17 protein-coding genes are annotated in these 17967 nt (G+C 72.5%); 5 read left to right on the top strand and 12 right to left on the bottom strand.

What is annotated here, in order from left to right; genetic code table 11:
• Positions 1-2: 2 nt before the first annotated feature.
• From OG514_RS34905 to OG514_RS34885, 5 genes are all read right to left on the bottom strand, one after another.
• Positions 3-2075: a discoidin domain-containing protein gene (locus tag OG514_RS34905; protein ID WP_266901628.1), complete on the bottom strand. Its 2073-nt coding sequence runs from the start codon at positions 2073-2075 to the stop codon at positions 3-5.
• Between the two features lie 127 nt (positions 2076-2202).
• Entirely contained in the window at positions 2203-2805 is a 603-nt protein-coding gene (locus OG514_RS34900; RefSeq protein ID WP_266901626.1) for a TetR/AcrR family transcriptional regulator, read from the bottom strand.
• 49 nt (positions 2806-2854) lie between these two features.
• Positions 2855-3433, bottom strand: a complete 579-nt coding sequence (locus tag OG514_RS34895; protein ID WP_266901624.1) for a 3'-5' exonuclease — start codon at positions 3431-3433, stop codon at positions 2855-2857.
• Positions 3434-3502: 69 nt separating this feature from the next.
• Positions 3503-4174 (bottom strand): GntR family transcriptional regulator, encoded by a 672-nt coding sequence (locus OG514_RS34890; protein WP_266901622.1) that lies wholly within the window; start codon positions 4172-4174, stop codon positions 3503-3505.
• Positions 4171-5448: a CaiB/BaiF CoA-transferase family protein gene (locus OG514_RS34885; protein ID WP_266901620.1), complete on the bottom strand. Its 1278-nt coding sequence runs from the start codon at positions 5446-5448 to the stop codon at positions 4171-4173. Before OG514_RS34885 ends, OG514_RS34890 begins: the two co-directional genes overlap by 4 nt.
• A gap of 136 nt (positions 5449-5584) precedes the next feature.
• On the opposite strand from OG514_RS34885, the gene OG514_RS34880 reads away from it, so the two are divergent.
• Positions 5585-6784: an acyl-CoA dehydrogenase family protein gene (locus OG514_RS34880; RefSeq protein ID WP_266901618.1), complete on the top strand. Its 1200-nt coding sequence runs from the start codon at positions 5585-5587 to the stop codon at positions 6782-6784.
• An 18-nt stretch (positions 6785-6802) separates the two neighbouring features.
• Here the strand turns inward: OG514_RS34880 and OG514_RS34875 are convergent, their stop codons facing one another.
• A complete protein-coding gene (locus OG514_RS34875; RefSeq protein WP_266901616.1) occupies positions 6803-7306 on the bottom strand; it encodes an FBP domain-containing protein in 504 nt (167 codons plus the stop codon).
• Between the two features lie 126 nt (positions 7307-7432).
• Positions 7433-8902 carry a PLP-dependent aminotransferase family protein gene (locus tag OG514_RS34870; protein ID WP_266901614.1) on the bottom strand — a complete coding sequence of 490 codons (1470 nt, stop codon included), beginning with the start codon at positions 8900-8902 and terminating at the stop codon, positions 7433-7435.
• Between the two features lie 101 nt (positions 8903-9003).
• Here OG514_RS34870 and OG514_RS34865 point away from each other — a divergent pair, with 101 nt between their 5' ends.
• Entirely contained in the window at positions 9004-9177 is a 174-nt protein-coding gene (locus OG514_RS34865) for a hypothetical protein (protein ID WP_266901612.1), read from the top strand.
• Positions 9174-9785, top strand: coding sequence for a universal stress protein (locus OG514_RS34860; RefSeq protein WP_266901610.1), 612 nt, complete (start codon positions 9174-9176; stop codon positions 9783-9785). The genes OG514_RS34865 and OG514_RS34860 overlap by 4 nt, the downstream gene beginning before the upstream one ends.
• Here the strand turns inward: OG514_RS34860 and OG514_RS34855 are convergent.
• Positions 9770-10879: a DUF6777 domain-containing protein gene (locus OG514_RS34855; RefSeq protein WP_266901608.1), complete on the bottom strand. Its 1110-nt coding sequence runs from the start codon at positions 10877-10879 to the stop codon at positions 9770-9772. The genes OG514_RS34860 and OG514_RS34855 overlap by 16 nt on opposite strands.
• Before the next feature lie 478 nt (positions 10880-11357).
• Here OG514_RS34855 and OG514_RS34850 point away from each other — a divergent pair, with 478 nt between their 5' ends.
• Together OG514_RS34850 and OG514_RS34845 are read left to right on the top strand one after the other, a co-directional pair.
• Entirely contained in the window at positions 11358-12704 is a 1347-nt protein-coding gene (locus OG514_RS34850) for a streptophobe family protein (RefSeq protein WP_266901606.1), read from the top strand.
• Between the two features lie 32 nt (positions 12705-12736).
• Positions 12737-13114 (top strand): hypothetical protein, encoded by a 378-nt coding sequence (locus tag OG514_RS34845; protein ID WP_323181675.1) that lies wholly within the window; start codon positions 12737-12739, stop codon positions 13112-13114.
• Positions 13115-13120: 6 nt separating this feature from the next.
• Here OG514_RS34845 and OG514_RS34840 read toward each other — a convergent pair whose 3' ends face one another.
• The 4 genes from OG514_RS34840 to OG514_RS34825 form a co-directional block, all read right to left on the bottom strand.
• A complete protein-coding gene (locus OG514_RS34840; protein ID WP_266901604.1) occupies positions 13121-13276 on the bottom strand; it encodes a hypothetical protein in 156 nt (51 codons plus the stop codon).
• A 143-nt stretch (positions 13277-13419) separates the two neighbouring features.
• Entirely contained in the window at positions 13420-14409 is a 990-nt protein-coding gene (locus OG514_RS34835) for a serine/threonine-protein kinase (RefSeq protein WP_266901602.1), read from the bottom strand.
• On the bottom strand, positions 14409-15287 hold the full coding sequence (locus OG514_RS34830) for a hypothetical protein (RefSeq protein ID WP_266901600.1): 879 nt from the start codon (positions 15285-15287) through the stop codon (positions 14409-14411). Before OG514_RS34830 ends, OG514_RS34835 begins: the two co-directional genes overlap by 1 nt.
• Before the next feature lie 3 nt (positions 15288-15290).
• Complete coding sequence (locus OG514_RS34825) at positions 15291-17951, bottom strand: FHA domain-containing protein (protein WP_266901598.1); 2661 nt, start codon at positions 17949-17951, stop codon at positions 15291-15293.
• Positions 17952-17967 lie beyond the last annotated feature (16 nt).

Here is a 17967-nt window from a genome sequence, read left to right as displayed (position 1 = left end):
TGTCAGGACCTGTTGACGGACACCTCATAGAGCGAGTAGCCCCACTCCGTGGCCCGCTTCACTCCGTGGACCCGCAGGTACCGGGCCGGCTGCGAGGCGAACTCCGCCGTGTCGTAGCCGCCGTCACCCGCTTCCGTCGACCACGCGGTCCGCCAGTTCGTGCCGTCGTCCGACAGCTCGATCCGGTACGCGCGCGCGTACGCCCGCTCCCAGTCCAGCGTGACCCGCCCGACCCGGCGCACGGATCCCAGGTCCACCTGGAGCCACTGGTCGTCCGACCACTCGCTGGCCCAGCGGGTCCCCGTGTCGCCGTCGACCGTGAGACCCGGCGAGAAGTTGACGAAGGGGTTCCACCACTGGGTGGTGCTGGCCGACACCGGCTGCCCGGACGCGAGGTTCACCCCCGGCTCGTGGTCCTCGGTCCGCTTCCACGTGGTGAGGTACGACTCCGCACCCCGCGACAGCTCGTCCACGACGCCCGGTCCGCCGTCCGTGAGCCGGATCTGCTCGATCCAGTCCGGTACGAGGCCGTTGTGCGCGGCTCCGTCGGTGTTGAGGTCCCAGGTGCGCTCACCGGTGACCTGGCGGTCGAGGACGGAACCGCCGTCGAAGCTGCGGAAGGGGTACTTCACCGCGTTCGGGGCGTCGGGGCCGACCGGGCCGGGCCAGCCGCCGACCCCGTTCATGTCAGTGCCGTAGCCGAACCCGACGCCGTACTTCTTGCGCAGGGCCGCCTTCTGTCCCGCCTCGCCGACGAACCCCTGGGCGTTGTGCATGTACGAGGCGGCGAAGCCACCGAGGCGGTACAGCCGCTCGGTCCAGTCGAGGTCCATCCAGCTGTGGCTGGAGAGCACGCCGGGGTACTCCTCGGCCTCCAGCATGTCCAGCGCCCGGCCCGCGGCCTTGACGCTCATGTGGTCGAGCTCCAGCATCATGCCGCGCTGGACCATGCCCTTCACGGCGTACTCCCCGAGCCGGGTGAGCCCGCGCGTGTTGCACCGTGCGTCGGAGGCGTACGAGGGGACGCCCACCCCTGCCGGCAGCTTGGCCGCCATCGCGGCGGGTGCGGCGGCCAGTCCGATGGGGTTGTCGTGCTGCGGCCCCGCGCACTTCTCGGTGGCCCAGAAGGTGCCCGTGGACAGGAACTGGCCGATGTTGACGGCCACGCCCGTGGTCCCGCTGTCGAAGCGGACGCCGCACAGCGCGTTGTCGAACTTGTGGCAGAGGAACATGCTGCGCACGCCGAGCGAGTACAGCTCGTCGAGCCCCTTGTCGATGTCCTCCTTGCCGCACTGGGCGACGTCGAGGATCTGCTTGCAGCCGAAGGGCTCCGAGGTCTCCACCCCGAGGACGACCGCGAGCTTGCCCTGCTCGATCACCGAGCGGGCCTGGGCGGCACTGGTGACGATCCGGAACCAGCCCTTACCGGGGCCGCCGTACATGCCGTCGACGTAGTCCTGCATCTCGTACGTCTTGCGGGCTTCGAGCCGGATGGCGTCCATCTCGTCGCAGCCGCGGTCGCGGGGCAGCAGCGAGCAGATCAGACCATTGGTGACGAGGTCGTTGACCAGGACACGCTGGCCGCCGCGCCAGGCTCGCTCGACCCAGGCGTAGTAGTTCTGCTGGTGGCTCAGGGAGTTGTTGGCGGGCCAGTCCTTGAACGTGGGCCAGCCGACCGGGTCGTGCTTGCCGTTGTCGCCGCCGGTGAGGTGTTCGAAGAGGGCGCCCGAACCGTCCGGGTAGTGCTCCGGACAGTCCTTGAGCGCGTCGGCGACGCCCGCCGTCGAGAACGGCTTGCCGCAGATCATGCGGCCACCGAACCCCTCGTTGGACATCAGGTGGTTGTGCGCGTCGACGAAGCCGCGCACCTTCCCCTGTGCGTCCGTTCCCGTGAACGGCGCACCCGTGACGTTGATCTGCGAGTCGGCGGCCGGCCGGGACGTGGGCTCCCACCACGTACCTGCGGCGGCGGCCGCGGGCACGGGACCGGAGCCGAAGAGAACGGCGGCCAGGGCGAGGAACAGCGCAAGGAGGGCGGGTCTGCCGCCGGTCCCGCGCGAAATGGGTCGAGTCATGGTCAGCGATGCCTCCGGACGGTGGGGGAGTACCGGGCGCCCCGAGAATCGCGGTGTTGACGGAGTGAGTCAATAGTCCGGGACAGATGACCTGTTGATGAGTGCGGGGGTCCGGCCGGGCAGCGCGCTAGCGGGTGTGTCCCTCGATCAGCGAGACCAGTTGATCGGCCGTCAGATCCAGCTGCGTCGCGGCCGTCTTCTCGTCGCCGAGGACCAGGAACTGGAGGGTGAGACCGTCGATCGCCGCCGCCAGGTACCGCGCGATCGAGTCCACCGGAACCCGCGGATCGAGGTCCCGCACCGTGCGGACCTGCTCGACGAGCTCGCCCGCCGACGCCACGTACTGCTCGTACTGGGCCCGTGCCAGATGCTCGAACCCCGGCTCGCGCAGGGCGTACTGGGTGAGGTCATAGGTCAGCATGTGCTCGCCGGGGTGGGCGGTGACATGGTCCCAGTACGTCTGGAGCGCGCCCCGTACGGTCTCGCGCAGGGTGGCGCCCGGCTCGACCGCCGACATCACGCGCGCCACGTAGTTGCTGTTGATCGTCTCGATCGCGGCTTCGAGGAGGGCCTGCTTGGATTCGAAGCAGTAGTGGAAGACGCTCAGCGAGACACCCGCCTCGGCACAGATCGACCGGGTGGTGGTCCGGGCGACCCCGTCCCTGGTCATCGCCCTGATCGCCGCGTCGACCAGTTGTCTGCGTCGTTCGGCCGACGGCATCCGCCCCATGGTTCCTCCTCGCGTCCGGCGCCAGGGTAACCGCAGGTCCCGAAGTCGCCTACGGAACGTCCACCGCGCCGACCGACGGCCACGCACCCCGCTCCGCGAGCCGCAGCACCAACGCCGCGATGTTCCAGGCATCGTCCTCGCCCCGGTGATGACGCCCCTCCAGGGGCAGCCCCGCGACCTCCAGGGCGCGCGCCATACCGGGGCGCTTGCGAAGGCCGTACCCCTCGGTGAACACCGCCTTGGCGTTGGTGTGATGCTGCCCGAAGGGGTACGGGGTGCCCGTCACCCGACACTGGTGGGTGAACTGCTTGCGGTCGTAGTCGCCCCAGCTTGCCCAGGGCCGCGCCCCTGCCTCGTACGTGGTCGCGAGCAGCCGGCAGGCGGCGGCGAAGTCCAGGCCGGTGTCGACCTCCGCCTGGGTGAGACCGGTCAGTTCGGTGCAGAACGCGCTGACCTTCGAGCGAGCCGGCCGCACCAGGATCCGGTGCCGCGAGACCCGCTCACCGGCGTTCAGGTCGACGACCGTCAGTCCGATCTCGATGATCTCGCTGACCGCGCCGGGCGGGCGCTCGCCGTCCCAGCAGGTCGCCTCGACGTCGATGATGTTGATCAATCCCCCGTGATGCATGCCGAGGAGCCTATGAGGCGGCCACGGCCCCGGGCATCCGATTTACGCCCCCGGGACATCGCACCGCGCTCAGTCCCGCTCCAGGTCCAGGACCTCGCGCAGCGCCGCCACGGCATGGGCCCGGTGCTCGTCGAGCCACCGGACGGTGGCCTCCTCGTCGCCGAGCCGGAGTGCCGAGATGACGGCGCGATGCTCGCGCACGGCCTGCTTCCGGTGCGGGTCCTCGGTGTAGTAGAGCGAGCGGTACGCGTCGGTGGAGTCCCACAGGGTCGCGATCAGACGGACCAGGCGCGGCATCCCCGACGCCTCGATCAGGGTGAAGTGGAAGAGCCGGTTCGCCGCGGCCATCGCCGCCACATCACCCTCTTCGGCCGCCCGCTCCACCTCGCGCTGGACGCGCTCAAGGGTGGCCACGACGCCGTCCGGCATCCGCCGCACGGCCATCCGTACGGCTTCTGTCTCCAGGAGCTCACGGATCCGGTAGATCTCCTCCAGATCGGCGAGCGAGAGCTCGGCGACGAAGTAGCCCCGGTGTATGTGATGGACGACCAGACCCTCGGCCTCCAGGGCCTTCAGGGCCTCACGCAACGGCACCCGGCTCACCTCGAACCGGGCCGCGAGGGCGTCCTGGCGGATCTGCCCGCCGGGCCTGAGTTCCCCGCTGGTGATGGCGCGCCGCAACTCCTCCAGGACGAACTGCTGGGCGGTCTGCGGCCGCCGCCTCTGCACCACGCTGCTCATCGCCTGTGACCTTCCGTTTCCCTCACCGGTCCCACCGAGCCCACCGTGCCGTGATCGCGCCGGTGTCGACCATCTTCCTCCGTGTGTCCGTTCGGCGCCGGGCCCCTGTGGACAGGCCGTCCCAGCGCCGCCAGCAGGTCCTCCGTGTGTTCGCCCAGGCGCGGGGGAGCGGCGCGATAGCGGGGCGGGGTGGCGCCGAGCCGGATCGGATGGGCGACCTGGCCGGGGCCGGCCGCGGACTCGGGGACCCTCGGGGCGAGCCCCAGCCGGTCCGCGAGGTCGAAGGCGGCGGCCAGGTCGTTGATCGGCCCGCACGGCACTCCGGCCGCGGTGAGCTCCTCGAACCAGCTGTCGGCGGTACGGGTGCCCAGGGGTCCGGTGAGCGCCGCGACCAGCTCCTCCCGGTGGGCGACCCGGGCCGTGTTGGTCGCGAAGCGCGGATCCTCGGCGAGCCCGGGCAGGCCGAGGCGCTCGCACAGGACCCGGAACTGCCGGTCGTTGCCCACGGCCAGGACCAGCGGCCGGTCCTGCGCCTCGAACACCTCGTACGGGGTGATGCTCGGGTGGCTATTTCCCATCGCGCGCGGCACGACCCCGGCCCCGAGGTGGGCGGCCGCCTGATTGGTGAGCGCCGAGAGGAGGGAGGAGAGCAGGGAGACCTCGACCCGCTGGCCCTCGCCGGTGCGCTCCCGGTGCCGGAGGGCGGCGAGGACGCCGAGGCCCGCGTGCAGCCCGGTGATGACGTCGACCAGGGCGACCCCGGCCTTCGTTCCCTGGCCGTCAGGTTCACCCGTCACGCTCATGAGGCCGCCCATGGCCTGGACGAGCAGGTCGTAGCCGGGCAGCCGGGCCCCTCCGTCGGTGCCGAAGCCGGTCACCGAGCAGTAGATGAGTCCGGGGTTGGACCCCCGCACGTCCTCGTACCCGAGGCCGAGCTTCTCCATCGTGCCCGGGCGGAAGTTCTCCACCAGGACGTCCGCGCGGCCCACGATCGCGCGCGCCGCCGCCAGGTCGCAGGGGTCGGCGAGGTCGAGCGCGACGGAGCGCTTGTTCCGGTTCACCCCGAGGAAGTAGGTGGCCTCGCCGTCCGCGAACGGCGGACCCCACGCGCGCGTGTCGTCACCGGAACCGGGCCGTTCGATCTTGATCACGTCCGCGCCCAGATCGGCGAGGAGCATCGTCATGTACGGCCCCGCGAGGACCCGGCCGAAGTCGGCGACGACGATCCCGGACAGGGCGCCTGCCGTCGTCGTTCCCGGCTGATCTGCGCGCATTCCGCTCTCCCTCACTGGCGATCGGATCCCATCGGACCGTACGGGCGGGATATCGCATTTTCAATACTGGATCCAATATCCGATCTACGGCTACGCTTCGGCTCGCCGAGTTGCCACAGCCGCCAGGAGGCCGTCCGTGAAGTCGTCGCAGTCGTCGCAGTCCAGCTCCGCCCCCGTCCACCCCTTCGACCTGCTCGCCATCGACGGACTGCTGACGGACGAGGAGCGCGAGATCCGACGCACCGTGCGCGCCGTCGCCGACCGCGAGCTGCGCCCGCACGTCGCCGACTGGTTCGAGAAGGGCGAGATCCCCGCCCGCGAACTCGCCCGCACCCTCGGCGGCATCGGCGTGCTCGGCATGCACCTGGAGGGCTACGGCTGCGCGGGCACCAACTCCGTCGCGTACGGCCTCGCCTGTCTGGAGCTTGAGGCCGTCGACTCCGGGCTGCGCTCGCTCGTCTCCGTCCAGGGCTCGCTCGCCATGTACGCGATCTGGAAGTACGGCTCCGAGGAGCAGAAGCAGCGCTGGCTGCCCAAGATGGCCGCCGGCGAGTACATCGGCTGCTTCGGCCTCACCGAGCCCGACGCCGGCTCCGACCCCGGCGCCATGCGCACCAACGCCAAGCGCGACGGATCCGACTGGATCCTCAACGGCACCAAGATGTGGATCACCAACGGCTCCGTGGCCGATGTCGCCGTCGTCTGGGCCCGTACCGAGGACGGCGTACGAGGCTTCCTCGTCCCGGCCGGCACCCCCGGGTTCAGCGCCCCGGAGATCAAGATGAAGCTGTCCCTGCGGGCGAGCGTCACCAGCGAACTGGTCATGGAGGACGTGCGCCTCCCCGCCGACGCGATGCTGCCGGACGCCCGGGGCCTCTCCGGCCCGCTCGGCTGTCTCAACGAGGCCCGCTTCGGCATCGTCTTCGGTGCGCTCGGCGCCGCCCGCGACTGCCTGGAGACGGCGATCTCCTACGCCCGCGACCGGATCGTCTTCGCCCGTTCCCTCGCTTCGTACCAGCTGACGCAGCAGAAGCTCGCCGACATGTCCGTCGAACTCGGCAAGGGCATGCTGCTCGCCCTCCACCTGGGGCGGCTCAAGGACGCGGGTGCGCTCACCGCCGAGCAGGTCAGCGTGGGCAAGCTGAACAACGTGCGCGAGGCCATCGCGATCGCCCGTGAGTGCCGCACGATCCTGGGCGCCAACGGCATCACCCTGGAGTACCCGGTGCTGCGCCACGCCAACAACCTGGAGTCGGTGCTCACCTACGAGGGCACGAGCGAGGTCCACTCCCTGGTCATCGGCAAGGCGCTCACCGGCGAACAGGCCTTCCGCTGACCGGATCCGACGGGCTGCTCAGCCCGCCGTCACCCGGTCCACGAACGCGTCCAGGTTGCCCGTCATACGGGCGACCTGCTCGTCGACCGTGAGGGACTCCTCCTGGCGCCGCCCGCGCAGCTTCGGCTGCCGCTTGCCCCGGACGTACAGGGAACAGGCGAGGTCGGCGCAGAGGTAGATCCCGACGGTGTTCCCCTCGCGGCCGCGGGTCCCGGCCAGCGGCGCCACGAGCAGCGTGACGCCCGAGGAGGCGTGCCCGGTCAGACAGACCTGGCACATGCTCGACTTCATCGCACTGGTCCGCCCGGCGGCCGGCACCCGCAGGCTCACCCCGACCGGCCCGTCCGCGCGGGGGACGACGAGGTGCGCGCGGAGCGGCGCGCCCGGGTCGACCCAGCCGAGGAAGTCCAGGTCGTCCCAGGGAAGTTCGGCGAAGTCGAGCGGCAGCTTGAGGCGTGCCGCCTCGCCCTTGGTGCAGTTCACGAAGGACGAGCGGATCTGTTTGTCGGTCAGTGGTTCCACTCGGTGGACCGTACATGGACCCGAGTGGACCGGCACCCGAATAAGTACGTACGGCCCTCCAGAAGGTGCGTACGGCTCCCGGCCACGTGCGTACGGGCCTCACTCCCGGCCACGTGCGTACGGGCCTCAGGCCACCCAGTCCGGCAGCGCCGGGTCGGCGAAGCGCCCGGGTGCCCCGTCGAGGGCCGCCGCGAGCCGCTCGGCCGCCGGCTCGTACACCTCCACGGGCAGGGTGTACGGGAGGCGCAGCCGGTGCTCGTGCGTGCCGGGGTCCACCCCGAACCGGGCGCCGCCCTCCACGCGTACCCCGTGCCGCAGGCCGCGGGCCGCGAGGGCCGAGGCCGCCGGACGGCCCAGGTCGATCCACAGGCACATCCCGCCGGGCGGCACCGTCCACCGCCAATCGGGCACATGGCGGGCGAGCGCCGAGGCCAGCGCTTCCCGGCGCAGCCGTAGCTCCTCGACGCGCTTCGGCAGGATCACGTCGAGCCGGTCCATGAGGGCGACAGCCACCAGCTGGTCCAGTACGGAACCGGACAGGTCGGCGGTGATCCGTACCCGGGCCAGCTCGGTCACGACCCGGGAAGAGGCCCGCACCCAGCCGACCCGGAGGCCGCCCCAGCAGCTTTTGCTCAGCGAGCCGACCGAGACGATCTGCTCGCTGTCGCCCCCACCGGCCGCGGCCGCGAACGGCAGCGGCGCGGGCACGTCCAGGGCGATGTCGGTCAGTGTCTCGTCCACCACCAGCCAGGTCCCGGTGGCCCGCGCGGCCCGCGCCAGGTCCCGGCGCTGCTCCTGCGGCATGAGGTGTCCGGTCGGGTTGTGGAAGTCGGGGATCAGATAGGCCAGGCGCGGCGCGGTCTGCCGGAGCGCCGCCTCGACGAGCCCGGTGTCCCAGCCGGTCTCGGTGACCGGCACCGGCGTGATGCGGAGCATCCGGCTCCGCATCGCGTCGAGGGCGTTGGTGTACGAGGGGTTTTCGGCGAGCACCCGGTCTCCGGCCCGGCCGAGCAGCGTGAGCACCAGCGAGAGGGCCTGCTGCGCGCCCGTCGTGACGAGGATCTGCTCCGGGCGGGTCGGCAGGCCCCGCGCCGTGTAGCGGGCGGCGACGGCGGCGCGCAGCGTGGGCAGCCCGTACGGGTGGTAGCCCTGCGAGCCGGCGTAGCGGGGCAGTTCGGCGGCGGCCACCGCGAGCGCGGCGGAGAGTTCCTCGGCCGGGGCCTCCGGCGCGGCCAGGGCGAGGTCGATGGTCGCCCCGGCATCGTCGTGGAAGGCGCCGAGCGCGGTCGGCGCCTGGCCCTCCGGGAGCGCGGTCCAGGTGCCCGCGCCGCGTCGGCTGTGCGCGTACCCGCTCTCGCGGAGCAGGTCGTACGCCCCCGTGACCGTCGTCCGGCTCACGGCGAGCACCGTGGCCAGCTCCCGCTCGGCCGGCAGCCGCAGCCGCAGGGCCACCCGCCCGTCGAGCAGGGCCTCCCGAACGGCCCGCGCGAGCTCGCGGTAGCCGAACCGGCCCTCGGGGGGCGGGGTGAGGAGCGACGCCAGCTGCCGGCCCGTCAGGGTTCGGTCCGCTGTGTGGACCACGCGTGCCACTGCCATGCCAATCACTCCTCATTGGCTCTGCTGTCCGGGCCAATAAGGTTACAGACTCCTTTCCAGTGGCCTGGTGGCCACCTTGAACAAGGGAAAGGAGACGACCGATGTCCGGACACTTCACCGACCGTGACGAGCGGATGTGGCAGCAGCGTGCGGAGGAGCGGGCGGCCCGGCCCCTGCCGGTCGGAGCCTGGCTCCGCCGGGCCCTGCGGACCCCGCGTACCGAGACGAAGGCAGCCCCCGCCCCTGTCCGCGCCCGCCCCGTGGAACAGCCGTGACCGGCGGGCCCACCGGCTCGGGCGGCGGCCTCGCCCCCGGCGCCGTCGGCCGGGTCGTCGTCGGTGTGACCGGTTCACTCGCCTCGCTCGCCGCCCTGCGCTCCGCGGCCGCGCTCGCCCGCCACGACGGCGTTCCGCTGCTCGCGGTCCTGGTCTGGGAGCCGCCGGAGGGTGAGGCCCTGTACGCCCGGATGCCCGACCGGGCCTGGGCGCGGATGTGGGCCGAGGACGCACGGCAGCGCCTGGAGTCCGCCGTCGTCGACGGACTCGGTGGCATTCCCGCCGGCCTCGCCTTCGAGGGCCGGGCCGTCAGGGGTACCCCGGCGGCCGCCCTGCGCCGGGTGGCGGACCGCCCCGGCGACCTGCTCGTCCTCGGCTCGGCGCCCGGCCGCGGCCGGGCGGCCCGGTTGCGGCGCCGTCCGGTCCTGCGGGCCGTGGTGAAGAGTGCGGGCTGCCCGGTGCTGACTGTGCCCGGCCCGGTGCTCCTCCCGGGCGAGGCCCGCGTCCTGCGCCGGAACGCCCGTGCCCCCGTCCCCGTCGAAGGGAATCGACCGGGACGGGGGCACGGGGACCTGCTTCCCGCTGAGCGCGATCAGACCACGGGCTGACGGCCGGCCCCGGCGGACGGGGACCACAGTGCCGCTCCCGGACCGGGGGAACCGTCGGTGGACGGGTTGGTGGTCAGACCCGCGGAACCGTCCGTGACCGGTGCGGACTCGGGACCCGACGACTGGGTCGACGGTGACGAGTCGTCCGGTGGTGAGCTGTCGGGCGGGGACGTGTCGGTCGACGGTGACGTGTCGGAGGGAGACGTCGGCGGCGAGGACGTCGACGCCGAGGGGGACAGGGTCTCGGGGCACGGAGACGGCGTGACCCCACCGCTCGGCGTCGGGGTCTCCGTGCCCGTCACCGTCACGCACGGCACCGGCGACGAAGGGGAGACGGACGGCGACGTGGACGGGGACGTCGACGCGGAGGTCGACGGGGACCTGCTGGGCGGCGGGGGAGGCGGCGGGGTCGGGTGGTCGTTGCGGCCGTGGTCGCCGTGCTGCCGCGCGAACCAGCTGTCGTCCTTCGGGTCGTACACCACGAAGACGTTCACGACCGTGACGGACGGAGCCACCACGACCACCTGGTCGGAGCTGTACCCCTGCCACGCCGTGCCCGTCGTCCGCGGTGCCTTCTGTGCCACCGGATCGGTCAGCGGGTTGCCGCAGGCGCAGCGCACCCGGGGCACCCCGCGACCGTCGACCAGGACCGCGGTCCCGGACTGGAGCACCGCCTGGTAGGTGGTGGCGGAGCCGTCCCGGTACCCGTGATTCGTCACCCGGGTGTCGGCGCGGAGCTGAAGCGGGGTCAGGGAGCGGAGATAGCCCGGGACCTCGTTTCCGGCGATGCCGAGGACGGAGGCGAAGGCGGTGTTCTTCGCGGGTTCGCCGGAGAGGAAGCGGACCTGCTGTTCCACGTTGCAGCTGGCCACCGACTGTGTCCCGCCGTAGAGACCGGGGGTCGAGCCCGACACCTCGGGGGTGGTCGAGCCGGTACGGGGAGGCAGCGAGGCCGGAGGGGCGGAGGCGGTGTCCGCGCGGGCCGTCGACCGGGTGAACGGGTCGGGGCCGGACGCGGCCGCGTTCTGGAGGAACACCTCGCCGCCACCGGAACCCGCCGTGTCGCCCTTGTCGTCGGGGCTGTTGGTGAGCACGACGGCCAGGGCGGCGGCCGCGACCAGGATGGCGGTGACCGAGGCGACCTTCGGGACGGAACGCCACCAGGGGCCCTTGGGGCCGCCGTTCCCGGCGCCGCCAGTACCGCCAGTCCCGCCGGCGCCGCCGCTCCCGGAGCCGCCCGACGAGCCGCCGCCGCCCGAGCCGCCCCCCGAACCGTCGTGGGGAGGTCCGGGGGGCGGTGGCGGACCGGCGCTTCCCGGGCGTGTGCTCGGGCCCGAGAGAGGGCCGGAGGGGGGACCTGCGGGAGGTACCGACGGAGGGCCGGACGGCGGGTGGGAAGTCACGTTTTTCCCTTTCTTCCGTTCCGGCCCCATTGTGTGCGCCGAACGGTGCCCGCCCGCAAGCGGAGGACCCCGACCGGCAGCACCCCACACGAGCGGTCCCGGCCGCGAGCGCGCGGCCGTCACCGTCACCGGTACCGTCCGCAAGCGCCCGACGGCCGCCGGTACTAGCGTGGGCAGGGTGAGCAGTCGGCTCCCCACCTCCACGCGGCCCCCCGCGACCCCCACCGGGCTCCTCGCCCGCGTCGGCCTCCAGGCCCTGGCCGCGGTGGTCGCCGGGTACGTCGCGATGGGCGTCACCGCGGGCCTGGGCCTCTGGGCCGCGGGTGCCGGCGACCTGCCCGGCGGCTTCACCGCCGTCCTCGCCGCCGTCGTCGTCATGGCCGCCGGCGGAAAGATCGAACTCTCCGGCGACGCCGGAGCCCTCGCCGGAACCCAGGCCGAACTCACCGCCATGCCCCTGACCGTCACCCTGGTGGGCGCACTGGTCACCGGCTTCTGCTTCCTCCGCCCGCTGCGCCACCACGCCGTGACCAGCTCCCGCGAACTCCTGATGCGTGCCGCGAGCACGGTCGTCCTCTGGCTGGCAGCCCTCGCGGGCATCTCCGCCGTCGCCCGGCACGACTTCCCCATCACCATCGGCGGCGGGGACGAGCAGGGCTCCCTCATGGACATCTTCGGCGAGCTCCTCGACGCCGTGAACCCGACCGTCGGCTTCCGCACCGACGTCGGGCCCACCCTGTTCTACGGGCTCCTGTGGATCCTCGGCGTGCTGGTCGTGGCGCTCCTCGTCTCCCGCAGGACCCCGTTGCCGCCCCGGCTGGTCCGCTTCCACGAACCCGTTCGGCCGGCGGCGTACGCGATGCTCCTGCTGCTCCTCGCGTACGTGGTCGTGGGCCTGGTGATCGGACTCGTCGTCGCGGCGGTCAAGGGGCACACCGCCGAGACCCTCGCCGTCCTCCTCCTCGGCCTGCCCAACGTCACCTGGCTCGCCCTCGGCGTGGGCATCGGCGGCTCCTGGGAGGGCAGGGTCGACGGCCCCTTCGGCCTGCCCATGCCGCAGATCCTCGACGCCGTCCTGCGCCAGGGCGGCACGGGCGACAGCGAGGACCTCTCGACGATCGACCTGAGCTCGCTCGCCGCGCAGGACGCCCGGGCCTGGTGGCTGCTCCCCGTGGCCGCCGTCCTGGTCCTCGCCGTCGCCTTCCTGGCCGCGGTCCGCTCCCCGGCCAGGATCCGGCTCTGGCAGCACGCCCTGCACCTGGGCATCGCCTTCGCCCTGACGATGCTGGTCGCGGCCCCCCTGACCCTGGTGGAGGCCCGCTTCGGCCTCTCGGTCCTCGGCATCGGCGACCTGGACTCCCTCGGCGGCGAGGTCATCCTGCGCCCGCACATCTGGAAGACGGTCGGCTTCGCCCTGCTCTGGGGCCTGTTCTTCGGTTTCCTGGGCGGCCTGCTCGCCACCCGGGTCCACCGCAAGGGCGAGACCGAGAGCCCGCCACCTCCGTCCCGGCCGTAGCCCCTCAGGGCAAGTTCGTCGAGTACCACACCGTGCTGTTCCGGAACCAGGTCCCCGTGGAGCGCTCGGGCGGCTTCACCACCGAACGCCTTCTGAAACTCGCCGACCAGGTGCCGGGGCTGCGCGGCGCCGGATTCGACGCCGCCGTCAGGACCATGAAGTACAAGGCATTCGTGACCGCCTCCGAGAAGGCCTACGAGAACACCGGCGACGACCCGAAGGGACCTGGAACGCCCTCGCTCGTCGTCAACGGTCATCTGCTCGAAGGCGGCCTGTACGGGGTGGCTTTCGAGGAGGGGCTGCTCACGCGTCTGGTGGTCGACCTTCACGACCGGCCGGCGCGGTGGTCGACCTTCTGGGTGCCCTTCGGGAAGCGTGTCGAGGCCCAGTGGGAGGCCGAGGAGTCGTAGGAACCGTCAGAAGAGGTCCCTGACGAAGTCGAAGAACCAGTTCATGGCGACGACCACGCCGATCAGCAGCCCGATGAGGACCACGTAGAACCAGGAGCAGCCGCCCCCGGCCCCCACGTGGTGTTCGTCGCGCCCGCCCAGCTCTCCGTCGAACAGGTCCACGTTCGTCCCCTCTCCCCGCCCGGTCCACCCCGGGCCCCGGCCCGTATGGACGCACGTTCGCACGCCCGGGTTCCGGGTCCCAGGGGTCATGTACTCAGGGGCAGGGGGTGAGGTACTCAGGGGGTGTTTCGAGAAAGGGCCGCCTACAGCTCGCGGAACACCGGTCTCGCCCACGCGGGCGGGGCCGGTGGCGGAGCGAGCGGCTCGGGGCCCTTCGTCACGATCGGGCCGCCACCGTCACCGCCCGCGGCCAGGGCGGCGCGCAGGTCGGCGACGAACTCCAGGCACGTTCCGTACCGCTCCTCGGGGGTCTTGGCCAACGCCTTCGCGAACACCGCGTCCGCCGCCTCCGGAAGCCCGGGCCGCGCCTCGGAGAGCGGTGGCGGCGGATCGTACTGCTGTGCCCACAGCACCGCCCAGTCCGTGTCACGGCGGAACGGCGGCGCCCCCGCCAGAGTCTCGAACACCACGCACGCCAGGCCGTACACGTCGCAGCGGCCGTCCACCGGCTTCCCGGAGATCTGCTCGGGCGCCACGTAGTCCAGTGTGCCGACGAACTCGCCCACGGTCGTGAACCCGGTCAGTGACAGCGACTTCTTCGTCAGGCCGAAGTCCGTGAGGTACACGTGCTCCGGATGGTCCCGGTCGGTGCCCTCCGCGACCAGGATGTTGCCGGGCTTCACATCCCGGTGCACCAGGTCGTGCGCGTGCGCTGCGTCCAGGGCCGAAGCCACCTGTACGGCGATCCGCCCCGCCTTCACGGGTGGCAGCGGCCCCTCGCGGTCGAGCAGCGCCACCAGGTCCTGCCCCGCCACGTAGCGCATGGCGATGTACAGAACACCCTCCGTCTCGCCCGCCTCGAAGACCGGCACGATGTGGGGGTGGTCGATCGAGGCGGCGACCCGGGACTCGTGCGCGAAGCGCTTGCGGAAGGTGTCGTTACGGGCCAGCTCGGGGGCGAGCAGCTTCAGCGCCACCGTCCGGTCGAGCCGCAGGTCCCGCGCCCGGTACACGACCGCCATCCCGCCGCGCCCGATCTCGCTCTCCACGCGATAGCCCGCGATCTCCTTGCCGAGGAGTCCGGAGGGCCGGCCCGCCGGCAGCTCGGGGTCGTCGCGCGGCCCGCCGGCCATCAGCCCTCACCGGCCGTTCCGGGCGGCGGCCGCTTCGTGACCTGCGTCGGCGGCGGCCCGGCGGCCGCGGCGGGGTCCACCTGCGGCACCACCTGGGTGGGCGGAGGGCCTGCGGCCGGGTCCACCTGCGGCAGGAGTTCGGTCGGCGGCTCGGCCTCGGCGACCGGATCCACCTGCGGTACGACCTCCGTCGGCGGCTCGGCCTCGGTGCCGGGGGCCACCTGCGGCACCACCTGGGTGGGGGTCGGCCCGGCGGCCAGCGGCGGATCGCCCTGCAGTACCACCTGGGTGGGCTCGTGCACGGGGGTCGGGACGGCACCCCGCTCGCCGGCCGGCTCCTCCGGCTTCACCGCGTCAGCGGCCGGTGCGGCGACCGAGGGCGACGCCGACGCCGCGTACGTACTCAACCCCACCCCGTCGCAGTACACCCACCGTTCGTGCTCCGCGTCGTACAGCCACACCGACTCGCCGTCCACGACCATGCCCACCCGCAGCCCACGCGTCCGCAGCCGGAAGTTCTCGCCGTCGAGGCGTCCCGCTCCCAGCGCCTCCGCGGCCCGTCGGTAGCGGCCGAGCGCGTCCTCGGCGCGGGCGATCAGCGGACGCGGATCGGCGGTCCTGGTGAGCGGCCGCCCCGCCGCCGGCGGGTCGTCCGGGACGGTGACGAGGAGCCGCGCGTCGACCCACGCCGTCCAGCCGTTGGAGCAGAGGACCCGCCCCCAGTCACCGGCCCGCTCCTCCAGACGTACCGGCAGGAACGCGTCGAGCGGCGTCGTCGGCAGGCCCGGGTCCGGCGCCTCCCAGGCGTCCAGACCGGCGCGCGGTACGACATGGGTGGGCCGGAAGTCCGGCACGTACTCGGGTACGGGGACGCTCACGGCCTACCTCCGCATGACGACCGGCTCGTGGCGACGCAGCAGCCGCGCCACGAGCAGGCCGAGGACGAGACAGAGCACCACCATCATGCCCATGTCGAACAACCAGGCCTGCGCCGTGTGCTCCATCAGTGGATCCGCCGTCTTGTCGCTGGGTGCGACCTTCCCGATGTCGATCGTCGCGCCCATCGCCGCGAACGCCCACCGCGAGGGCACCAGCCACGCCAGCTGCTCCAGGACCGGTGTGCCCCGCACGGTCAGGAGCGCCCCGCAGAACACCACCTGCACGATGGCGAGGAGGACGAGCAGCGGCATCGTCACCTCCTCCTTGCGGACGAGGGCGGAGACGAGCAGTCCGAGCATCATCGCCGTGAAGGAGAGCAGTGCGACGGCGAGGGTGATCTCGATGAGCGGGGGCATCAGGACGCCCTTGCCGCCCGGCACGTTCAGCGGCACGCCGATCAGGGCCACCAGGGTGAGGACGACCGCCTGGACGACCGTGATCACGCCGAGGACGACCACCTTGGAGGCGAGGTACGCGGAGCGGGAGAGGCCGACGGCTCTCTCGCGCCGGTAGATCGTGCGCTCCTTGACCAGTTCGCGCACGGCGTTCGCCGCGCCCGTGAGGACGCCGCCCACACAGAGGATGAGCAGGACGTTCAACGTCGACTCGGGGTTGAGGCTGCCCTCGGACAGGGCCCTGGCCATCGCGCCCATCACGAACGGCAGCGCGATCATGATGGCGAGGAACGTGCGGTCCGCGGCGAGCGCCGCCGCGTACCGGCGGACGAGTGTCCGCAGCTGGGAGCCCCAGCTCTGCGCCTTCGGCGGCGGGGCCGGCTCCGTGGCGGTCGGGGCCGCCCCGTCGAGGGCCACAGGCACGGGGACGTTCGGGCGGGCCGTCGCGTCCGAGATGTACCGGCGGTGGAAGCGGGACGACCGGTACTGGCCGGCCCAGTCGCGGTCCCGGTCGTTCTCGAAGGCCTCGAAGGCCTCCGGCCACTGATCGAAACCGAAGAAGCCGAGGGAGTCCCCGGGCGGCCCGTAGTAGGCGACCTTCCCGCCCGGCGCGAGGACCAGCAGCCGGTCGCACACGTCGAGACTGAGCACGCTGTGCGTGACCACGACGACCGTCCGGCCGTCGTCCGCCAGCCCGCGCAGCATGTGCATCACGGACCGGTCCATGCCCGGGTCGAGGCCGGAGGTCGGCTCGTCGAGGAAGAGCAGCGAAGGTTTGGTGAGCAGCTCCAGGGCGACGCTCACCCGCTTGCGCTGACCGCCGGAGAGACTGTGGATCGGCTGCTGCGCGCGCTCCACGAGCCCCAGCTCCCGGATCACCTCGTCCACCCGGGCCCGCCGCTCGGCCGGCACGGTGTCCTCGGGGAAGCGCAGCTCGGCGGCGTAGCCGAGGGCCCGGCGCACGGTGAGCTGGAGGTGCAGGATGTCGTCCTGCGGGACGAGGCCGATGCGCTGTCGCAGCTCGGCGTAGTCCCGGTAGAGGTCACGGCCGTCGTAGAGCACCGAGCCCCGGTCGGCGGGGCGCTGGCCGGTGAGCGCGCCGAGCAGCGTCGACTTCCCGGCGCCGGAAGGGCCGACGACCCCGAGCAGGCACTTCTGGCCGACGGGGAACGACACGTCGTCGAGGAGCGTCTTGCGTCCGTGGTCGACGGTGACGGCGAGCGACTGGACGTCGAGGGAGACCTCACCGGTGTCGGTGAACTCGACGAGCTGTCCGCCGATCAGACAGAACGCGCAGTGGCCGACGCCGACGATGTCGTCCGGTGTCACCCGGGCGTCGACGACGGGGCTGCCGTTGAGGAAGGTGCCGTTGTGACTGCCGAGGTCATGGATCCAGTACGTGCCGTCGGGGTGGGCCTGTAGCTCGGCATGGCGCCGGGAGACGACGAGATCGGAGACGACGACGTCGTTGTCGGGGGCGCGGCCGATCCGGATGCTGTGCGTCGGCAGCGGCCGCACGGACGTCGGCTGCCGGAAGGTGCCGGTGGCGGCGGGGTGGGAGACGGAGGGCGGCCGGAACGGCGCCCCGCGCTCGGGCCGGGGCTCGACGCCGAGTACCGCTTCGTCCGGGAGCCGGGACTCAGGCCGAGGGTCGAGCTGAGGCTGAGGTTGTGGCTCCTGCTGGGGCTCCGGTACGGCCGGGGGTTCCTCCTCCGGTACGACCACGGGCTCGGCGACCGCGGGCTCGGCGACCGAGGGCTCGCCGGCCGCGGGCTCCGCGACTACGGGCTCCGCGACCGCGGGCTCGGGCGCGGCAGCAGGTTCCGGTGCCGCCAGGGGCTCCCGTACGGCCGGGGGCGGGGGCTCCGCCGGCCCGGCCCGCACCGCTCCCGACGACAGCACCGCGCGCGGTCCGTCCTCCGGGTGTCCGAACCGTACGACCGTCCCGGGGCCCACCTCCCGAGCCCCTGCCACGCGCAGGCCGTCCGTGAAGGTGCCGTTCGTGCTGCCCTCGTCCGCCAGTGTCCAGTGGCCGGTGACGGCGCTGAGCACCGCGTGGTGCCAGGACGCGCGCGCGTCCGCGAGCACGATGTCGCTGGTGGGATCCCGCCCGATGCGATAGACGCGGCTCGGTTTCATGCGCGTTGCGTCCCCGTCGATCTCGAGGACCAGATCAGGCGCCGCGGGCGCGACGGGACGCTCTCCCATGCGTGAATTTTATCCG

Origin of the sequence: Streptomyces sp. NBC_00572, assembly GCF_026341815.1 — a bacterium.
In the GTDB taxonomy this organism is placed as follows: domain Bacteria; phylum Actinomycetota; class Actinomycetes; order Streptomycetales; family Streptomycetaceae; genus Streptomyces.
The sequence above is the reverse complement of the archived record's forward strand: the minus strand, read 5'-3'. Positions and strand labels throughout refer to the sequence as shown.